Raw genomic sequence first — 14,976 nt, 5'->3', positions numbered from 1 at the left:
CCACCATGGCCGCACTTGCCCGCCCCCGTGAAGGACGCGTGATCGGTGGAGTGTGCGCGGCGCTGGCACGGCGCTTCGGCATCTCCTCGACGACGATGCGCGTGATCTTCGTGGTGTCCTGTCTGCTGCCGGGGCCGCAGTTCCTGCTGTACCTGGCGCTGTGGGTGCTGCTGCCGGCGGAGAAGTCGTCGAGCACCTCCTGGTAGCCGCCGGTCCGCCCGGCCGGTATCCGCTCGCACGCCTGAGGGCGCCCCTCCCGGTCGGGGAGGGGCGCCCTCAGGCGTGCGAGCGGTGCGGGGCCGGATCAGACCGGGAGGCCGAGGCCGCCGGTGGGCAGGCCGCCGGTGAGCTGGCCGACCGGGAGGCCGCCGAGGAGACCGGTGAGCTGGCCGGCCGGGGTGTGGGCGAGGCCGGCCTGGACGCCGTCCATGGGGACCTTGGTGGCCTGGTCGGTGACCGGCGGGAGGGCCTTGGTGGCCTGGTCGGCGATCTGCGGGACGGTCCCGACGCCCTGCTCGGCGCCGAGGTTGAGGGCGTTCTGGCCGGCGCCGAGGGTCTCGGCGACGCCGGAGGGCAGGTCGGTCACGTCCTCGCCGAGCGGCACGACGCTGGTGACCGTGCCGAGCGCGTCGGTGCCCACGAGCGGCAGCGCGGTGGCGGAGGCCGTGCCGGCGGCGGCAGCGGCGAAAGCGGCACCGAGAGCGGCGACACCGAGCGTCTTGGCGGCAGACTGCTTCATCAGAAAATCGTCCTCAGGAATCTCAGTGGGGAATGCAGAGTGGCTACGCAAACTAATCAGCGAAAGGCCCGGCCGCAAACACCGGAAGGCGGCCGGGCGTGGTGGGCCCGGCCGCTCCGATGATCATCCTGGAAGGGGTGCTCAGCCCGCCTGACGGGAAGAGTCGCTGGTCGTGGCGGTCTGCTGGAACAGCCATTCGGACTTGAGCTCCGCATAGCCCGGCTTGATCACGTCATTGATCATTGCGAGGCGTTCATCGAAAGGAATGAACGCTGATTTCATCGCATTGACCGTGAACCACTGCATGTCGTCGAGCGTGTAGTCGAATGCCTCGACCAGGAATTCGAATTCCCGGCTCATGCTCGTGCCGCTCATCAGCCGGTTGTCGGTGTTGACCGTCGTGCGGAAGTGCAGCTTGCGGAGCAGCCCGATGGGGTGGTCCTTGTACGAGTCGGCGGCGCCGGTCTGCAGGTTGGAGGTCGGGCACATCTCCAGCGGGATGCGCTTGTCCCGCACGTACGCGGCCAGCCGGCCGAGGGTGACCGAGCCGTCGTCGGCGACCTCGATGTCGTCGATGATCCGCACCCCGTGGCCGAGCCGGTCGGCGCCGCACCACTGGAGGGCCTGCCAGATCGACGGCAGCCCGAAGGCCTCGCCCGCGTGGATCGTGAAGTGGTTGTTCTCCCGCTTCAGGTACTCGAAGGCGTCCAGGTGCCGGGTGGGCGGGAAGCCCGCCTCGGCGCCCGCGATGTCGAAGCCGACGACCCCGGTGTCCCGGTAGCGGTTGGCGAGCTCGGCGATCTCCAGGGCGCGGGCGGCGTGCCGCATCGCGGTGAGCAGGGCGCCGACCCGGATCCGGTGCCCGTTCGCCCTGGCCTGGCGCTCGCCCTCACGGAAGCCCTCGTTCACCGCCTCGACGACCTCTTCGAGGGTCAGCCCGCCCTCCAGGTGCTGCTCGGGGGCGTACCGGACCTCCGCGTAGACGACGCCGTCCTCGGCGAGGTCCACCGCGCACTCGGCGGCGACCCGGACCAGCGCCTCACGGGTCTGCATGACGGCGCAGGTGTGCGCGAAGGTCTCCAGATAGCGCTCCAGGGAGCCGGAGTCGGCGGCCTCCCGGAACCAGGTGCCGAGCTTGTCGGGCTCGGTCTCGGGAAGGCTCTCGTAGCCCTGGGCCCGGGCGAGTTCGATGATCGTGCCGGGGCGCAGTCCACCGTCGAGGTGGTCGTGGAGAAGCACCTTCGGGGCACGGCGGATCTGGTCCGCGGCGGGGATGCTGGGGATCTGGCTCGTCATTTCCGCACTGTAGCGCCTACGCGCGTAGAGCGCGCCCCTTTCGGCAGCGGACGGACCGTCGGAAACTCCGGTGCGGGCGGCGGGGCGGCGGCCTAGCCTGGGCCGATGAGCTCCCCCGCCGCCCCCTCCGACCTGCCCCGGATCCATGCCTTCGTCTCCGCGTTCACCCGTCGGCAGGCGGAGCGGACGGTCCCCGTCCCCGGCGGCTTCGCCGCGCTCGACGACGCGTTCACCCTGTCCCACGGGAACAACCACGTCCTGATCGACGGGCCGACCGACCCCGGGGCGCTGCCCGGCGTCGTGGACGCGGTCCTGGCCGGACTGCCGCACCGCGCGGTGTACGTGCTCGACGGGGCGACCGGGGACGCCTGCGCGGAGCCGATGGCCCGCGCCGGATACAGCCTCACCCGCACGGTTCTGATGCGCCACACCGGCCCGGTGCCCGCGCACGGCGGGGCCCGCGAGGTCGGCCTCCCGGCGCTGCGCGGGCCGGTCGCCGCGAGCTGGCGGCGCTTCCTGCCGGACGTCTCGGACGAGGCGATCGATACCCTGGTGGAACGGCGCTCCGCCCGCCTGCGCGGCACCGACGACGTCCGCTTCCTGGCCTCCCTCGACGAGACCGGTGAACCGGCCTCCTGGGCCGACCTCTACCTGGACCCGGCCGCGGGCATCGCCCAGATCGAGGACCTCGTCACGGACGGGGACCACCTCGGGCAGGGCCACGCGAACGCCGTCCTGGACACCGCCCTGCACCTCGCCGACGAGGCCGGCTGCCCCACCCGCTTCCTCATCGCCCTGGCCGACGACTGGCCCCGCCACTGGTACGAGCGGCGTGGCTTCGTCACGGTCGGCGGCGTCCACTGCTTCGAACGGACGTGAGACGGGCGGCCGTTCGCCCGAGAAGACGCGCCGGACGATATGTAACAGTGATCGCGCGTACGGATGGCGTACACCTCCGCTTCTGAGACTGTTCCGTCATGGCGCACTACGCACTCGTAGGGACGGCCGGCTCCCGGAGACCCCGGCTCGGGCGGCCCGCAGGAGCGACGAACCCGGTCACGGAGGCGGGCGGGGTGGTCCTGCTGCTCCCCGACGGCGAGCCCTCCTCCGCCCGGGGCCCGTCCCCGCTCGCCCACGCGGGCACCCTCCCGCTGGCCCGCCGGCTGGCCCGCGCGGGCCGGGCCGACGGCCTCGTCGCGCACGTGGTGCGCTACCGGGGGCGCGGCTGGAACGGCACGGACGCGCAGCTCGCCGAGGACGCGCACTGGGCGGCGTCCGAGGCGGTCCGCCGCTACGGCGACGTCCCGGTCTGCCTGCTGGGCCGGGGCATGGGCGCCCGGGCGGCGCTGCGGGCGGCCGGACACCCGGCGGTGTCGGCGGTACTGGCGCTCGCGCCCTGGCTGCCCGAGGAGGACCGGGCGGCCGAGCCGGAGCCGGTGCGTCAGCTCCTCGGCCGCCGGGTGCTGATCGTGCACGGCACCAACGACTCCCGGACCGACCCCGAGCTGTCCTACCGCTTCGCCGAGCGGGCCAAGAAGTCCAACCGGGACACCTGCCGCTTCGAGGTGCACGCCGACGGACACGCGCTGCGCCAGTACCACGAGGAGGTCGGCAACCTGGCGGCCGACTTCGTACGGTCGGCGCTCTTCGCGCACGCGCCGAGCCGGCCGCTCGCCGACGCGATGGCCGCGCCGCCGCCGCTGGGGCTGCGGATGCCGCTGGCGGCGGGCTTCGGACGCTCGCTCCGCTGAAGGTCCGCTCCCGTCGCTCCCGTCGTTCTTTCGCTCCCGTCGTTCCTTTCGCTCCCGTCGATCCTTTTCGCTCTCGTCACTCCGGCAGCAGAGTGCCCCGCTGGGCGAGCAGGAACTTCTTGAACGCGGCCACCGGCGGGGTGTCCGGGTGCCCGTCGAGCCAGGCCACGCCGATCTCGCGGACCGCCCGAGGGGAGGTCACGCCCAGCTCGACGACGCCGGGGCGGGCGACCGCCGGCGGCGGCAGCAGGGCGACGCCGAGGCCCGCCGCGACCAGGCCGCGCAGGGTCTCGGCCTCCTCGCCCTCGAAGGCGATCCGGGGCGTGAACCCGGCCTGGGCGCACAGGTCGTCGGTGATCCGGCGCAGCCCGTACCCCGGCTCCAGGGTCACGAAGGTCTCGTCGGCCGCCTCGGCCAGCCGGATCCGCTTGCGGCCCGCGAGGCGGTGGTCGTCCGGGACCACCAGCCGCAGCCGCTGCTCGTCGAGGCGGCGGGCCACCAGGTCGGGGGCGTCGGGCACCGGCGAGGTCAGGCAGAGGTCGAGCTCCCCGGCCCGGAGCCGCTCGATCATCGCCTCGCCGTAGTTCTGGACGAGGCTGAAGCGGACCTTGGGGTGGTCCACCCGGAAGGCGCGGATGAGGCCGGGCACGGTCTCGGAGCCCATGGTGTGCAGGAAGCCGAAGGCGACCCGGCCCGCGGCGGGATCCGCGTCGGCCCGCACCGAGTCGGCGGCCTTCGCGACCTCGGCGAGCGCCCGCTCGGCGGCGTACAGGAAGCGGCGGCCCGCCGGGGTGAGCGCGACCGTGCGGCCCCGGCGGGCGAAGAGGGCGACGCCGAGGTCCTGTTCGAGCCGGACCACGGCCCGCGAGAGGGTCGACTGGGGCACGCCCATCTCGGCGGCGGCCCGGGTCACGTGCTCGTGCCGGGCGACCGCGGCGAAGTACGCGAGCCTCGGCGCGAGCACCGGTCCCATGTCTTCTTCGTTACTGTTCGATGACAGGCGAGGCCCTGAACTGTACTCATGCGGCATGGGAACGATTACAGCAGATTCGTGCATTGGACGCATGAAACGGGCGGTCCTACGTTCGAACCATGCCTTCCGCCAGTACCAAGGCGGCCGCCACCAGCCCGGCCGCCGACTCCCGCCTCTCCCCCGGCGCCCCCGGCTACCGCCGGATGAACCTCGCGCTGTTCGCCGCGGGAGTGGCCTCCTTCGCCCTCCTCTACTCCACCCAGGCCCTTCTCCCGGCCGTCTCCGCCGCGTTCGGCGCCACCGCGTCGGCCGCCTCCTGGACGGTCTCCGCCGCGACCGGCGCGCTCGCCCTGTGCGTGCTCCCCCTCAGCGCCCTGTCCGAGCGCTTCGGGCGGCGGTCGATGATGACGGCCTCGCTCGCGGTGGCCGTCGGCGTCGGCCTCCTCGTCCCCTTCGCGCCCAGCCTGGAGGTCCTGATCGCGCTGCGCGCGGTGCAGGGCGCGGCGCTGGCCGGCGTGCCGGCCTCGGCGATGGCCTTCCTCGCCGAGGAGGTGCGGCCGAAGGCGCTGATCGCGGCGATCGGCCTGTTCGTGGCGGGCAACTCCATCGGCGGCATGAGCGGACGGGTCGTCACCGGCTGGGCCGCCCAGCTGTGGGGCTGGCGGGCGGGCCTGGCGGCCGTCGGCCTGCTCTCGGTGGTCTGCGTGGTCGCCTTCCGGCTGCTGCTGCCCAAGGCCCGGCACTTCACGCCCGGCCCGCTGAACGCGAGGGCGCTCGGCCGGACCGTGCGGGGGCACCTCGCGGACCCGCTGCTGAGGCGGCTGTACCTGATCGGCGCGCTGTTCATGACGGTCTTCGGCGCCGTGTACACGGTGATCGGCTACCGGCTGGTCGAGGCCCCGTTCTCGCTGCCGCAGGGCGTGATCGGCTCGATCTTCCTGGTCTACCTGGTCGGCACGGTCTCCTCGGCCGCCGCCGGGAAGCTGGTCGGCCGGATGGGCCGGCGCGGGGCGCTCTACCTGGCCGTCTCCACGACGGCGGCGGGCCTGCTGCTCTCGCTCGCCGACGCGCTGCCCGCCGTCCTCGCGGGCCTGGTGCTGATCACGGCCGGCTTCTTCGCCGGGCACGCGGTCGCCTCCTCCTCGGTCAGCCGCACCGCGAAGACGGGCCGCGCGCAGGCCTCGGCGCTGTACCAGTCCGCGTACTACCTCGGCAGCAGCGCGGGCGGCACGCTCGGCGCGATCGCCTTCCACGCGGGCGGCTGGGCCGGCACCGTCGCGATCGGTCTGGTGGCGGTGCTCGGCGTCGTCTCGGTCACCCTCTGCGGCACGCACAGCGCGCGCGTCGAGGCCCGCCGGGCGGAGGCCGACCGGCTCGGTCTCGCCTGCTAGGACACCGCAACTGTTCGACTCCCCCGAGCGTCGTAAAGGACAGGACTCAAGGGGGAGTTGACAGATATGAAGGCGATACGGAGGAGAGCGGGCATCGGCCTCGCGGTCACCGCGCTGGTCGTCCCGGCGACGGTGGCACTCGGCGCCGCGCCCGCGGCCGCGGCGTCCTGCAACGCGACGGCCGGCCCGTACCAGAAGCAGGTGGAGAAGTTCCTGGGCCGGCCGGTGGACGGGCGCCAGTCGTCCGCCGACTGCAAGGCGATCCAGAACTTCCAGCTCAAGCACGGCATCACGCCCTCGGCGGGCTACGCCGGGACGGTCACCTGGCGCACCATGTCCACGATGCTGGCGCAGCGGGCCGCCGGGACCAATCCCAACAAGGACCGCAAGTGCCCGACGAACAAGGGCCGGATCGCCTGCGTGGACCTGACCCGGCAGCTCAGCTGGATCCAGGACGGCGCCAGGCTGAAGTACGGACCGGTGCCGGTGCGCACCGGCAAGGCGGCCTCGCCGACCCGGACCGGCGCCAAGAAGATCTACTGGCGCAACATCAACCACTGGTCGACGCTGTACAACGTGTCGATGCCGTACGCCCAGTTCTTCGACGGCGGCCAGGCCTTCCACTCGACCACCAAGTCCATGTGGAACCCGCCGGGTTCGGGCGGCTGCGTGAACATGCGGTCGGCCGACGCCAAGGCCTACTGGAACCTGCTCAGGAACGGTGACGACGTGTACGTGTACGGGCGCAAGCCGGGCACGTGACACAGGACGGCCCCGCGCTGTCGGTGCCCTGCGGTAGCTTCCCCTCATCGGCCCCGGACCACGGTGCCGGTGAGGGGCGAGTGGGGTGGACCGATGACGGACGTGCTGACCGACGACCTTGAGAAGTACCGTACGGAGCTGACGGGTTACTGCTACCGGATGCTCGGCTCCGCCTTCGAGGCGGAGGACGCGGTGCAGGACACCATGGTGCGCGCCTGGCGCGCGCTCGACTCCTTCGAGGGACGCTCCTCGCTGCGCTCCTGGCTCTACCGCATCGCGACCAACGTGTGCCTGGACTCGCTCAGCGCGGGCAACCGCCGGGCCCGGCCGATGGACCTGTCGGAGCCCACCCCGGTCGCCCAGGCCCGGCTGAACGAGCGCCCCGAGATCACCTGGCTGGAGCCGGTGCCGGACGGGCGGGTGCTGCCCTCGGTGGCGGACCCGGCGGAGACCGCGGTCTCCCGCGAGACCGTGCGGCTCGCCTTCGTGGCGGCGCTCCAGCACCTGCCGCCGAAGCAGCGCGCGGTGCTGATCCTGCGCGAGGTGCTGGCCTGGAAGGCGGTCGAGGTGTCCGAGCTGCTCGGCACCACCGTCGCCTCGGTCAACAGCGCGCTCCAGCGGGCCCGCGCCACGCTGGCCGAGCAGGCGCCGGCCGCCTCGGACGCGGCGAATCCGCTGGACGAGGAGCAGAAGGCGCTGCTGGACCGCTATGTCGCGGCCTTCGAGGGCTACGACATGGAGGCGCTGACCGCGCTGCTCCACGAGGACGCGACGATGTCCATGCCGCCTTACGACCTGTGGCTGCGCGGCCACGAGGACATCGTGGGCTGGATGCTGGGCGTCGGCGAGGTCTGCCGGGGCTCGAAGCTGGTGCCGACCGTGGCGAACGGGCAGCCGGCCTTCGCGCACTACCACCCGGACCCGGAGGGCGGCTTCGCCCCGTGGGCGCTGATCGTGCTCCAGCTGCACGACGGGAAGGTCGGCGGGATGGACTTCTTCCTGGACACCAAGCGCTGGTTCCCGCTGTTCGACCTGCCGGCGCGGCTGCCCGCCTGATCAGCACAGCAGTCCCCCGAGGCCGACCAGGCCGAGGACGGAGCGCAGCTCGGGCCCGGCTCCCCGGAAGGTGAGCCGGTGCCCGCGCCGCAGGGCGGCGAGCCGCAGCCGCGCCACGGCGTCGACGGCGGCGAGGCCGCCGGGCGGGTCGAGCCCGGCGAGCTCGCAGACGACGTCGGCGGGCTCGGCGGCGGCGAGCAGCGCGCAGAGCCCGGCGACCTGTTCCGGGGCGGGGCGGCCGGTGAGCCGCAGTTCGAGTGTGCGAAGACTGTCCACACCAGGGTGGACCCTCACCGGCCCCCCAACTCATCGCGGGGCGCTTCCGGGCGCCCCTTAGGCTCGGCCCATGACTCTTGCGCGTGCCGAACTGGTGATCTTCGACTGCGACGGTGTTCTGGTCGACAGCGAGCGGGTGTACTGCCGGGTGGACCGGGAGGTCTTCGCCGAGGTGGGCGCGGAGTTCACCGAGGAGGAGATGGCGGAGCTCTTCATAGGCGTCTCCCACGGGCGGCTCACCGAGCTCGTGTCCCAGCGGGCCGGGCGCCCGCTGGACGCGGACTGGCAGCGCCCGTTCCGGCAGCGGTACGAGGACGCGCTGGACGCGGAGCTGACGGTCGTCGAGGGCGTCACCGAGGTCCTCGACGCGCTCGACGTGCCCTACTGCCTCGCGTCGAACGGCAGCCCCGAGAGCATCCGCGCCAACCTCACCCGGACCGGGCTGCTCGACCGCTTCGAGGGCCGGATCTTCAGCGCCCGGCACGTGGCCCGCCCGAAGCCGGCCCCCGACCTCTTCCTGCACGCCGCCGCCACGATGGGCGTCCCGCCGGAGCGCTGCGCCGTCGTGGAGGACAGCCCGTACGGCGTCGCGGCCGCCCGCGCGGCCGGGATGCGGGCCTTCGGCTACGCGGGCGGCCTGACCGCCGCGCCCCGGCTGGCGGGACCGGGCACGGTGGTCTTCGAGGACATGCGGGAGCTGGTGGGGCTGCTGGTCACCCGAAGGGGAACGCGCTCGTGTCGGGAGTGAGGCCGAACGGTGCCGGCATGCCGAACGGGACCGGTGGGTGTCCACCGGTCCCGTTCGCCCCGACGTGTCAGGGGCCTGTGCCTAGGCGATGCGGTCCAGCACGATCGGGTTCGCAGTGAAGGAGGTGCCCGCCGGGGCGATGTCCCAGGCGGCGTCCAGGGACTTCAGGGCGTAGTCGAACTTCTCCGGGGTGTCCGTGTGCAGGGTCAGCAGCGGCTGGCCCGCGGTGACCGTGTCGCCCGGCTTGGCGTGCAGCTCGACACCCGCGCCGGCCTGCACCGGGTCCTCCTTGCGGGCGCGGCCGGCGCCCAGGCGCCAGGCGGCGATGCCGATGTCGTACGCGTCCAGGCGGGTCAGGACGCCGGACGACGGGGCGGTGAGGACGTGCTGCTCGCGGGCGACCAGGAGGGTCGCGTCCGGGTCGCCGCCCTGGGCCCGGATCATGCGGCGCCAGACGTCCATCGCGGAGCCGTCCGCGAGGGCCTTCGCCGGGTCGGCGTCCGTGATGCCGGCCGCGGTCAGCATCTCGCGCGCCAGGGCGATGGTGAGCTCGACGACGTCCTGGGGACCGCCGCCCGCCAGGACCTCCACGGACTCGCGGACCTCCAGGGCGTTGCCCGCGGTGAGGCCGAGCGGGGTGGACATGTCGGTGAGCAGCGCGACCGTCTTCACGCCGCTGTCGGTGCCGAGCCGCACCATCGTGGAGGCGAGCTCGCGGGCGTCGGCGATGTTCTTCATGAAGGCGCCGGTGCCGACCTTCACGTCGAGGACGAGGGAGCCGGTGCCCTCGGCGATCTTCTTCGACATGATCGAGGAGGCGATCAGCGGGATCGCCTCGACCGTGCCGGTCACGTCGCGCAGCGCGTACAGCTTCTTGTCGGCGGGGGCCAGGCCGTCGCCCGCCGCGCAGATGACCGCGCCGGTGGTGTCGAGGACGTGCAGCATCTCCTCGTTGGAGAGCAGCGCCCGCCAGCCGGGGATCGACTCCAGCTTGTCGAGGGTGCCGCCGGTGTGGCCGAGGCCCCGGCCGGAGAGCTGCGGCACGGCGGCGCCGCAGGCGGCGACCAGCGGGGCGAGCGGCAGGGTGATCTTGTCGCCGACGCCGCCGGTGGAGTGCTTGTCGGCGGTGGGGCGGGAGAGGGAGGAGAAGTCCATGCGCTCACCGCTCGCGATCATCGCCGCGGTCCAGCGGGCGATCTCGTCGCGGTTCATGCCGTTGAGCAGGATCGCCATGGCCAGGGCGGACATCTGCTCGTCGGCGACCTCGCCGCGGGTGTAGGCGTCGATGACCCAGTCGATCTGCTCGGGGCTCAGCTCGCCCTTGTCCCGCTTGGTGCGGATGACGGAGATGACGTCCATGGTGGAGCCTCTTTCTACGCGCATAGAGGGGTGACTAGAGGGTGATACCGGTGGGAAGGCCGGAGCGGCCCCTCCATGGTGACGGAAGGGCCGCTCCTGCGTCCTACTTGCTCAGGTGCTCCGGGCCGAAGGCCTGCGGCAGCATCTCCGCCAGCGTGATCAGGCCGGCGGGCGTCTCCAGGACGAGCTCGGGGCCCCCGAACTCGTACAGCAGCTGCCGGCAGCGACCGCACGGGACCAGCGGGCCGCCGCTGCCGTCCACGCACACGAAGTGCGTCAGCCGGCCGCCGCCGGTGGCCTGGAGCTGCGACACCAGGCCGCACTCGGCGCACAGCCCGAGGCCGAAGGAGGCGTTCTCCACGTTGCAGCCGGAGACCGTCCGCCCGTCGTCCACGAGCGCCGCCGCGCCGACCGGGAAGCCCGAGTACGGGGCGTACGCGCGGGCCATCGCCGCGCGCGCCGCCTCCCGCAGGGCCTCCCAGCCGGACTCCGCGAGGGGCGTCGTCACTTGCCCTGGCCCTTGCGGTAGGGCAGGCCGTCCGCCTTCGGCATCCGCAGCCGCTGCGCCGACAGGGCCAGCACGAGCAGCGTGGTGACGTACGGGGCGGCGTCGACGAACTGGCTCGGGACCTGGTCGGTGAACGCGTACCAGAGGAAGAAGCCGACGGCGAAGGCGGCGGAGATGCCCGCGACCACGTACTTCTTCTTGTACAGCTGCCACAGCGTGGCGATCACCAGCAGCAGCGCGACCAGCAGCAGGAGGGCGTGCACGTTCTCGGCGCCGCCGCGCAGCTTGAGGCTGTCGGTGAAGCCGAACAGGCCGGCGCCCATCGCCATGCCGCCCGGCATCCAGTTGCCGAAGATCATCGCGGCGAGACCGATGTAGCCCCGGCCGCCGGTCTGGCCCTCCTGGTAGATGCCGGTGGCGACGATCGCGAGGAACGCGCCGCCGAGACCGGCCAGACCGCCGGAGACGGTGACGGCGATGTACTTGTACTTGTAGACGTTGACACCCAGCGACTCGGCCGCGACCGGGTTCTCACCGCAGGAGCGCAGCCGCAGGCCGAAGGAGGTCCGCCACAGCAGCCACCAGGTGGCCGGGATCAGCAGGATGGCGACGACGGTCAGCAGCGACAGGTTGGTGACCAGACCGCCGAGGATGCCGGCGATGTCGGAGATCAGGAACCAGTGCCTCTGCTGGAGGTCCTGCAGCCAGTCGGAGAGCCCTGGGACGGTGATCTGGGTGATCTCGTCGATGCGCGGGGACTGCTTGGAGGAGCCGCCGTCGGCCTCGGCGAAGGTGAAGTTCGACAGGTAGCGGGTGAAGCCCACCGCCAGGATGTTGATCGCCACACCGGAGACGATGTGGTTCACGTTGAACGTCACGGTGATGATCGCGTGCAGCAGACCGCCGATGGCGCCGCCGAGGACGCCGACGAGCACGCCGGTCCACGGACCCCACTGGTAGCCGGCCCAGGCACCGAACCAGGTGCCCAGGATCATCATGCCTTCGAGACCGATGTTGACGACGCCCGCGCGCTCGGCCCACAGACCGCCGAGACCGGCCATGCCGATCGGCACGGCGAGCTGGAGGGCGCCGGAGACCTGGCCGACGGAGGTGAGGTCGGAGGCCCCGGAGACGACCCGGACCAGCGAGAAGAGGACGAGAGCGGCCGCGACGATCAGCAGGATCCAGGGCCAGGTCAGCTTGCGGCGCCCGGCGCTCTTGGGCGCGGCGCTCGGCTTGGCGACGGTGCCGGTGCTCATGCCGCCACCTCCTTGTCGGTCTTGATGGCACCGCCGGCGGCGAGCTGCTCGCCGACCTTCTGCTGCTGGCGGCGGAGGCCGTAACGGCGGACGAGCTCGTAGGAGACGACCACGGCGATCACGATGATGCCCTGCATGATCTGGGTGATCTCCTTCGGGTACCCGGCGGTGTCGAGCGAGCTCGACGCCTTGTCCAGGAACGCGAAGAGGAGCGCCGCGAAGAGGATGCCGACCGGGTGGTTGCGGCCGAGCAGGGCGATGGCGATGGCGGTGAAGCCGACGCCGACCGGGAAGTCGAGGCTGTACGTGTGGGTCTCGCCCAGCAGCGTCGGCATACCGGACAGGCCCGCCAGCGCGCCCGAGATGAGCATCGTGGTGAGGATCATCCGCTTGGCGTCGACGCCGCTGGCCTGCGCGGCGGACTCGCTGGCGCCGGTGGCGCGCAGGTCGAAGCCGAACTTGGTGCGGTTGAGCGCGAACCAGTAGACGACGCCGAGCGCGAGCGCGACGAAGGTGAAGCCGTAGATCGTGCCGTTGCCCTCGCCCATGTCGATGCCCGGGAACCAGCCGGACTCGGCGATGTCGCCGGTGGTGAGGTTGTTGGAGCCGGCCGGCTGGACGCCGAAGTTCTTCGGCAGGATCAGCCAGGCCACCAGGGCGGTGGTGATCGCGTTGAGCATGATCGTCGAGACGACCTCGGAGACCCCTCGGGTGGTCTTCAGGATGCCCGCGACACCGGCCCAGGCGGCACCGGTGAGCATGGCGACCAGCACGATCAGCAGGATGTGCAGCGGACCGGGCAGCGTGACCGCGCCGCCGACGACGGCCGAGATCATCGCGGCCAGGCGGTACTGCCCGTCGACGCCGATGTTGAAGAGGTTCATCCGGAAGCCGACGGCCACGGCCAGGGCCGCCAGGTAGTAGATCCCGGTCTGGTTGATGATCAGGACCTGGACGTCCGAGAACCCCGCGTTCTCGATCATCAGCTGGATCGGCTCGATCGGGTCGAGACCCGTGGCGAGCAGCACCAGCACGGTGAGGACGAACGAGGTGACCAGGGCGAGCACGGGACCGGCGGCCCCGATGATCAGCTTGTCCTTGTCGATTTTCATCATCGGGCGTCACCGTCTTCGGGGTGCTCTTCGGCGCCTTCGAGGTGGCCGGTGGCCGCGCCGGTCATGGCGGAGCCCAGCTCCTCGGGCGTGATGGTGGCGGGATCGGCGTCGGCGACCAGCTTGCCTCGGTACATGACGCGGAGCGTGTCGGACAGGCCGATCAGCTCGTCCAGGTCGGCGGAGATCAGCAGCACCGCCAGGCCCTCGCGGCGGGCGTCGCGGATGGCGTCCCAGATCTGCGCCTGCGCGCCGACGTCCACACCGCGGGTGGGGTGGGCGGCGATCAGGAACTTGGGGTTGTGGCTCATCTCGCGGCCGACGATCAGCTTCTGCTGGTTGCCGCCGGAGAGCGAGGCCGCGGTGACCTCGATGCCGGGGGTGCGCACGTCGTACTCGCGCACGATCCGCTCGGTGTCCTCGCGGGCGGCCTTCGGGTCGAGGATGCCGCGCTTAGAGTTGGGCGCCTCGGTGACGTGGCCGAGGATGCGGTTCTCCCAGAGGGGGGCCTCCAGGAGCAGGCCGTGGCGGTGCCGGTCCTCGGGGATGTAGCCGATGCCGCCCTCGCGCCGCTTGCGGACCGAGGCCTTGGAGATGTCGGTGCCGTCCAGGCTGATGACGCCCGCGTCGGGGCTGTTCATGCCCATCAGGGCCTCGATGAGCTCGGTCTGGCCGTTGCCCTCGACGCCGGCGATGCCCAGGATCTCGCCCTTGTGGATGGTGAACGCGACGTCGTCCAGCAGCCTGCGGCCGGCGACGGCCTCGTCGTGGACGTCCACGACGGTGGCCGGGTCGGCGGGGGCGGCGGTGGTCAGCGGCGCGGTGGCGGCGGCCCCGGACTCGACCAGGGTGAGGCCCTGGACCGTCAGCATGGGGATGTCCGTGACCGTCGACTCGCGGGTCTCCGGCGAGGGCAGCTCGGTGCCGACCATCAGCTCGGCGAGCTGCTTGGTGGTGGCGGTCTTCGGGTCGGCGGTGCCGACCGTGGTGCCGCGGCGGATGACCGTGATGTCGTCGGCGACCTTCAGCACCTCGCCCAGCTTGTGCGAGATGAAGATGACGGTCAGGCCCTCGGCCTTGAGCTCGCGCAGGTTGTCGAAGAGCGCGTCGACCTCCTGCGGCACGAGGACCGCGGTCGGCTCGTCGAGGATGAGGATCTTGGCGCCTCGGTAGAGGACCTTGAGGATCTCCACGCGCTGCCGGTCGGCGACGCCGAGGTCCTCGACGAGGACGTCGGGGCGGACGCCGAGGCCGTACGCGTCGGAGATCTCCTGGATCTTCCGGCGGGCCTTGCCGCCGATGCCGTAGAGCTTCTCGCCGCCGAGGACGACGTTCTCCAGGACGGTGAGGTTGTCCGCGAGCATGAAGTGCTGGTGCACCATGCCGATGCCGCGCGCGATGGCGTCACCCGGGCTCGCGAACGTGACCTGCTCGCCGTCGATGGCGATGGTGCCCTCGTCCGGCTTCTGCATCCCGTAGAGGATCTTCATCAGGGTGGACTTGCCCGCACCGTTCTCGCCGATGAGGGCATGGACGGTGCCCTTGCGGACGGTGATGGCGATGTCCCTGTTGGCGACGACGCCGGGGAAACGCTTGGTGATGCCGTGGAGTTCGACGGCAGGGGGGCTGGACGCGTTGATGGCGCACTCTCCTTGGCCGGAAGGAGCGGGAGCGGAGGGGCAGGGCGGGGCGAAGTTATCGTGCCGGTGTGACATCTACACGCGTAGCGCTGCCGAAAATTGAAAA

General features: G+C 72.0%; 16 protein-coding genes. 7 read left to right on the top strand and 9 right to left on the bottom strand.

Going from position 1 to position 14,976, the window contains the following annotated elements; all coding sequences use genetic code 11:
* Positions 1 to 5 precede the first annotated feature (5 nt).
* Positions 6 to 206, top strand: coding sequence for a PspC domain-containing protein (locus ACZ6J5_RS03270; RefSeq protein ID WP_469387061.1), 201 nt, complete (start codon positions 6 to 8; stop codon positions 204 to 206).
* A 98-nt stretch (positions 207 to 304) separates the two neighbouring features.
* On the opposite strand, the gene ACZ6J5_RS03265 is transcribed toward ACZ6J5_RS03270, so the two are convergent.
* Positions 305 to 739, bottom strand: a complete 435-nt coding sequence (locus ACZ6J5_RS03265; RefSeq protein ID WP_469387059.1) for a hypothetical protein — start codon at positions 737 to 739, stop codon at positions 305 to 307.
* Between the two features lie 141 nt (positions 740 to 880).
* Positions 881 to 2,035, bottom strand: coding sequence for an adenosine deaminase (locus ACZ6J5_RS03260; protein ID WP_469387057.1), 1,155 nt, complete (start codon positions 2,033 to 2,035; stop codon positions 881 to 883).
* A gap of 105 nt (positions 2,036 to 2,140) precedes the next feature.
* Here ACZ6J5_RS03260 and ACZ6J5_RS03255 point away from each other — a divergent pair, with 105 nt between their 5' ends.
* Together ACZ6J5_RS03255 and ACZ6J5_RS03250 are read left to right on the top strand one after the other, a co-directional pair.
* Positions 2,141 to 2,914 (top strand): GNAT family N-acetyltransferase, encoded by a 774-nt coding sequence (locus tag ACZ6J5_RS03255; RefSeq protein WP_469387055.1) that lies wholly within the window; start codon positions 2,141 to 2,143, stop codon positions 2,912 to 2,914.
* A 194-nt stretch (positions 2,915 to 3,108) separates the two neighbouring features.
* Positions 3,109 to 3,786, top strand: a complete 678-nt coding sequence (locus ACZ6J5_RS03250; protein ID WP_469387433.1) for an alpha/beta hydrolase — start codon at positions 3,109 to 3,111, stop codon at positions 3,784 to 3,786.
* 76 nt (positions 3,787 to 3,862) lie between these two features.
* On the opposite strand, the gene ACZ6J5_RS03245 is transcribed toward ACZ6J5_RS03250, so the two are convergent.
* Positions 3,863 to 4,816: a LysR family transcriptional regulator gene (locus ACZ6J5_RS03245; RefSeq protein WP_469387053.1), complete on the bottom strand. Its 954-nt coding sequence runs from the start codon at positions 4,814 to 4,816 to the stop codon at positions 3,863 to 3,865.
* Between the two features lie 62 nt (positions 4,817 to 4,878).
* On the opposite strand from ACZ6J5_RS03245, the gene ACZ6J5_RS03240 reads away from it, so the two are divergent.
* The 3 genes from ACZ6J5_RS03240 (at position 4,879) to ACZ6J5_RS03230 (ending at position 7,968) form a co-directional block, all read left to right on the top strand.
* The gene (locus ACZ6J5_RS03240) at positions 4,879 to 6,150 is read left to right on the top strand and encodes an MFS transporter (protein WP_469387051.1); all 1,272 of its coding nucleotides are present in this window, start codon (positions 4,879 to 4,881) and stop codon (positions 6,148 to 6,150) included.
* A gap of 66 nt (positions 6,151 to 6,216) precedes the next feature.
* Positions 6,217 to 6,912 (top strand): L,D-transpeptidase family protein, encoded by a 696-nt coding sequence (locus tag ACZ6J5_RS03235; protein ID WP_469387049.1) that lies wholly within the window; start codon positions 6,217 to 6,219, stop codon positions 6,910 to 6,912.
* Between the two features lie 93 nt (positions 6,913 to 7,005).
* Positions 7,006 to 7,968 (top strand): sigma-70 family RNA polymerase sigma factor, encoded by a 963-nt coding sequence (locus ACZ6J5_RS03230; RefSeq protein WP_469387047.1) that lies wholly within the window; start codon positions 7,006 to 7,008, stop codon positions 7,966 to 7,968.
* On the opposite strand, the gene ACZ6J5_RS03225 is transcribed toward ACZ6J5_RS03230, so the two are convergent.
* Positions 7,969 to 8,244, bottom strand: coding sequence for an STAS domain-containing protein (locus ACZ6J5_RS03225; protein WP_469387045.1), 276 nt, complete (start codon positions 8,242 to 8,244; stop codon positions 7,969 to 7,971).
* Positions 8,245 to 8,314: 70 nt separating this feature from the next.
* Between ACZ6J5_RS03225 and ACZ6J5_RS03220 the strand changes: the two genes are divergently transcribed.
* Complete coding sequence (locus tag ACZ6J5_RS03220; RefSeq protein ID WP_469387043.1) at positions 8,315 to 8,992, top strand: HAD family hydrolase; 678 nt, start codon at positions 8,315 to 8,317, stop codon at positions 8,990 to 8,992.
* Positions 8,993 to 9,073: 81 nt separating this feature from the next.
* Here ACZ6J5_RS03220 and ACZ6J5_RS03215 read toward each other — a convergent pair whose 3' ends face one another.
* The 5 genes from ACZ6J5_RS03215 to ACZ6J5_RS03195 form a co-directional block, all read right to left on the bottom strand.
* Positions 9,074 to 10,351 (bottom strand): thymidine phosphorylase, encoded by a 1,278-nt coding sequence (locus tag ACZ6J5_RS03215; protein WP_469387042.1) that lies wholly within the window; start codon positions 10,349 to 10,351, stop codon positions 9,074 to 9,076.
* Positions 10,352 to 10,454: 103 nt separating this feature from the next.
* Complete coding sequence (locus ACZ6J5_RS03210) at positions 10,455 to 10,859, bottom strand: cytidine deaminase (protein WP_469387041.1); 405 nt, start codon at positions 10,857 to 10,859, stop codon at positions 10,455 to 10,457.
* Positions 10,856 to 12,118 (bottom strand): ABC transporter permease, encoded by a 1,263-nt coding sequence (locus ACZ6J5_RS03205; RefSeq protein ID WP_469387039.1) that lies wholly within the window; start codon positions 12,116 to 12,118, stop codon positions 10,856 to 10,858. Before ACZ6J5_RS03205 ends, ACZ6J5_RS03210 begins: the two co-directional genes overlap by 4 nt.
* Complete coding sequence (locus tag ACZ6J5_RS03200; protein WP_469387037.1) at positions 12,115 to 13,233, bottom strand: ABC transporter permease; 1,119 nt, start codon at positions 13,231 to 13,233, stop codon at positions 12,115 to 12,117. The genes ACZ6J5_RS03205 and ACZ6J5_RS03200 overlap by 4 nt, the downstream gene beginning before the upstream one ends.
* Complete coding sequence (locus ACZ6J5_RS03195) at positions 13,230 to 14,945, bottom strand: ABC transporter ATP-binding protein (protein ID WP_469387035.1); 1,716 nt, start codon at positions 14,943 to 14,945, stop codon at positions 13,230 to 13,232. The genes ACZ6J5_RS03200 and ACZ6J5_RS03195 overlap by 4 nt, the downstream gene beginning before the upstream one ends.
* Between the last annotated feature and the right edge of the window lie 31 nt (positions 14,946 to 14,976).

This window comes from Streptomyces sp. NPDC042100, assembly GCF_055582325.1.
This window is presented reverse-complemented; position numbering and strand designations above follow the sequence as displayed.

Bases quoted from the DNA above. Each gene is read 5' to 3' on its own strand.
- ACZ6J5_RS03255 (WP_469387055.1), top strand. From the start codon at position 2,141: ATGAGCTCCCCCGCCGCCCCCTCCGACCTGCCCCGGATCCATGCCTTC.
- ACZ6J5_RS03270 (WP_469387061.1), top strand. From the start codon at position 6: ATGGCCGCACTTGCCCGCCCCCGTGAAGGACGCGTGATCGGTGGAGTG.
- ACZ6J5_RS03260 (WP_469387057.1), bottom strand. From the start codon at position 2,035: ATGACGAGCCAGATCCCCAGCATCCCCGCCGCGGACCAGATCCGCCGT.
- ACZ6J5_RS03220 (WP_469387043.1), top strand. From the start codon at position 8,315: ATGACTCTTGCGCGTGCCGAACTGGTGATCTTCGACTGCGACGGTGTT.
- ACZ6J5_RS03240 (WP_469387051.1), top strand. From the start codon at position 4,879: ATGCCTTCCGCCAGTACCAAGGCGGCCGCCACCAGCCCGGCCGCCGAC.
- ACZ6J5_RS03265 (WP_469387059.1), bottom strand. From the start codon at position 739: ATGAAGCAGTCTGCCGCCAAGACGCTCGGTGTCGCCGCTCTCGGTGCC.
- ACZ6J5_RS03205 (WP_469387039.1), bottom strand. From the start codon at position 12,118: ATGAGCACCGGCACCGTCGCCAAGCCGAGCGCCGCGCCCAAGAGCGCC.
- ACZ6J5_RS03200 (WP_469387037.1), bottom strand. From the start codon at position 13,233: ATGATGAAAATCGACAAGGACAAGCTGATCATCGGGGCCGCCGGTCCC.
- ACZ6J5_RS03230 (WP_469387047.1), top strand. From the start codon at position 7,006: ATGACGGACGTGCTGACCGACGACCTTGAGAAGTACCGTACGGAGCTG.
- ACZ6J5_RS03215 (WP_469387042.1), bottom strand. From the start codon at position 10,351: ATGGACGTCATCTCCGTCATCCGCACCAAGCGGGACAAGGGCGAGCTG.
- ACZ6J5_RS03235 (WP_469387049.1), top strand. From the start codon at position 6,217: ATGAAGGCGATACGGAGGAGAGCGGGCATCGGCCTCGCGGTCACCGCG.
- ACZ6J5_RS03245 (WP_469387053.1), bottom strand. From the start codon at position 4,816: ATGCCGCATGAGTACAGTTCAGGGCCTCGCCTGTCATCGAACAGTAAC.
- ACZ6J5_RS03195 (WP_469387035.1), bottom strand. From the start codon at position 14,945: ATGTCACACCGGCACGATAACTTCGCCCCGCCCTGCCCCTCCGCTCCC.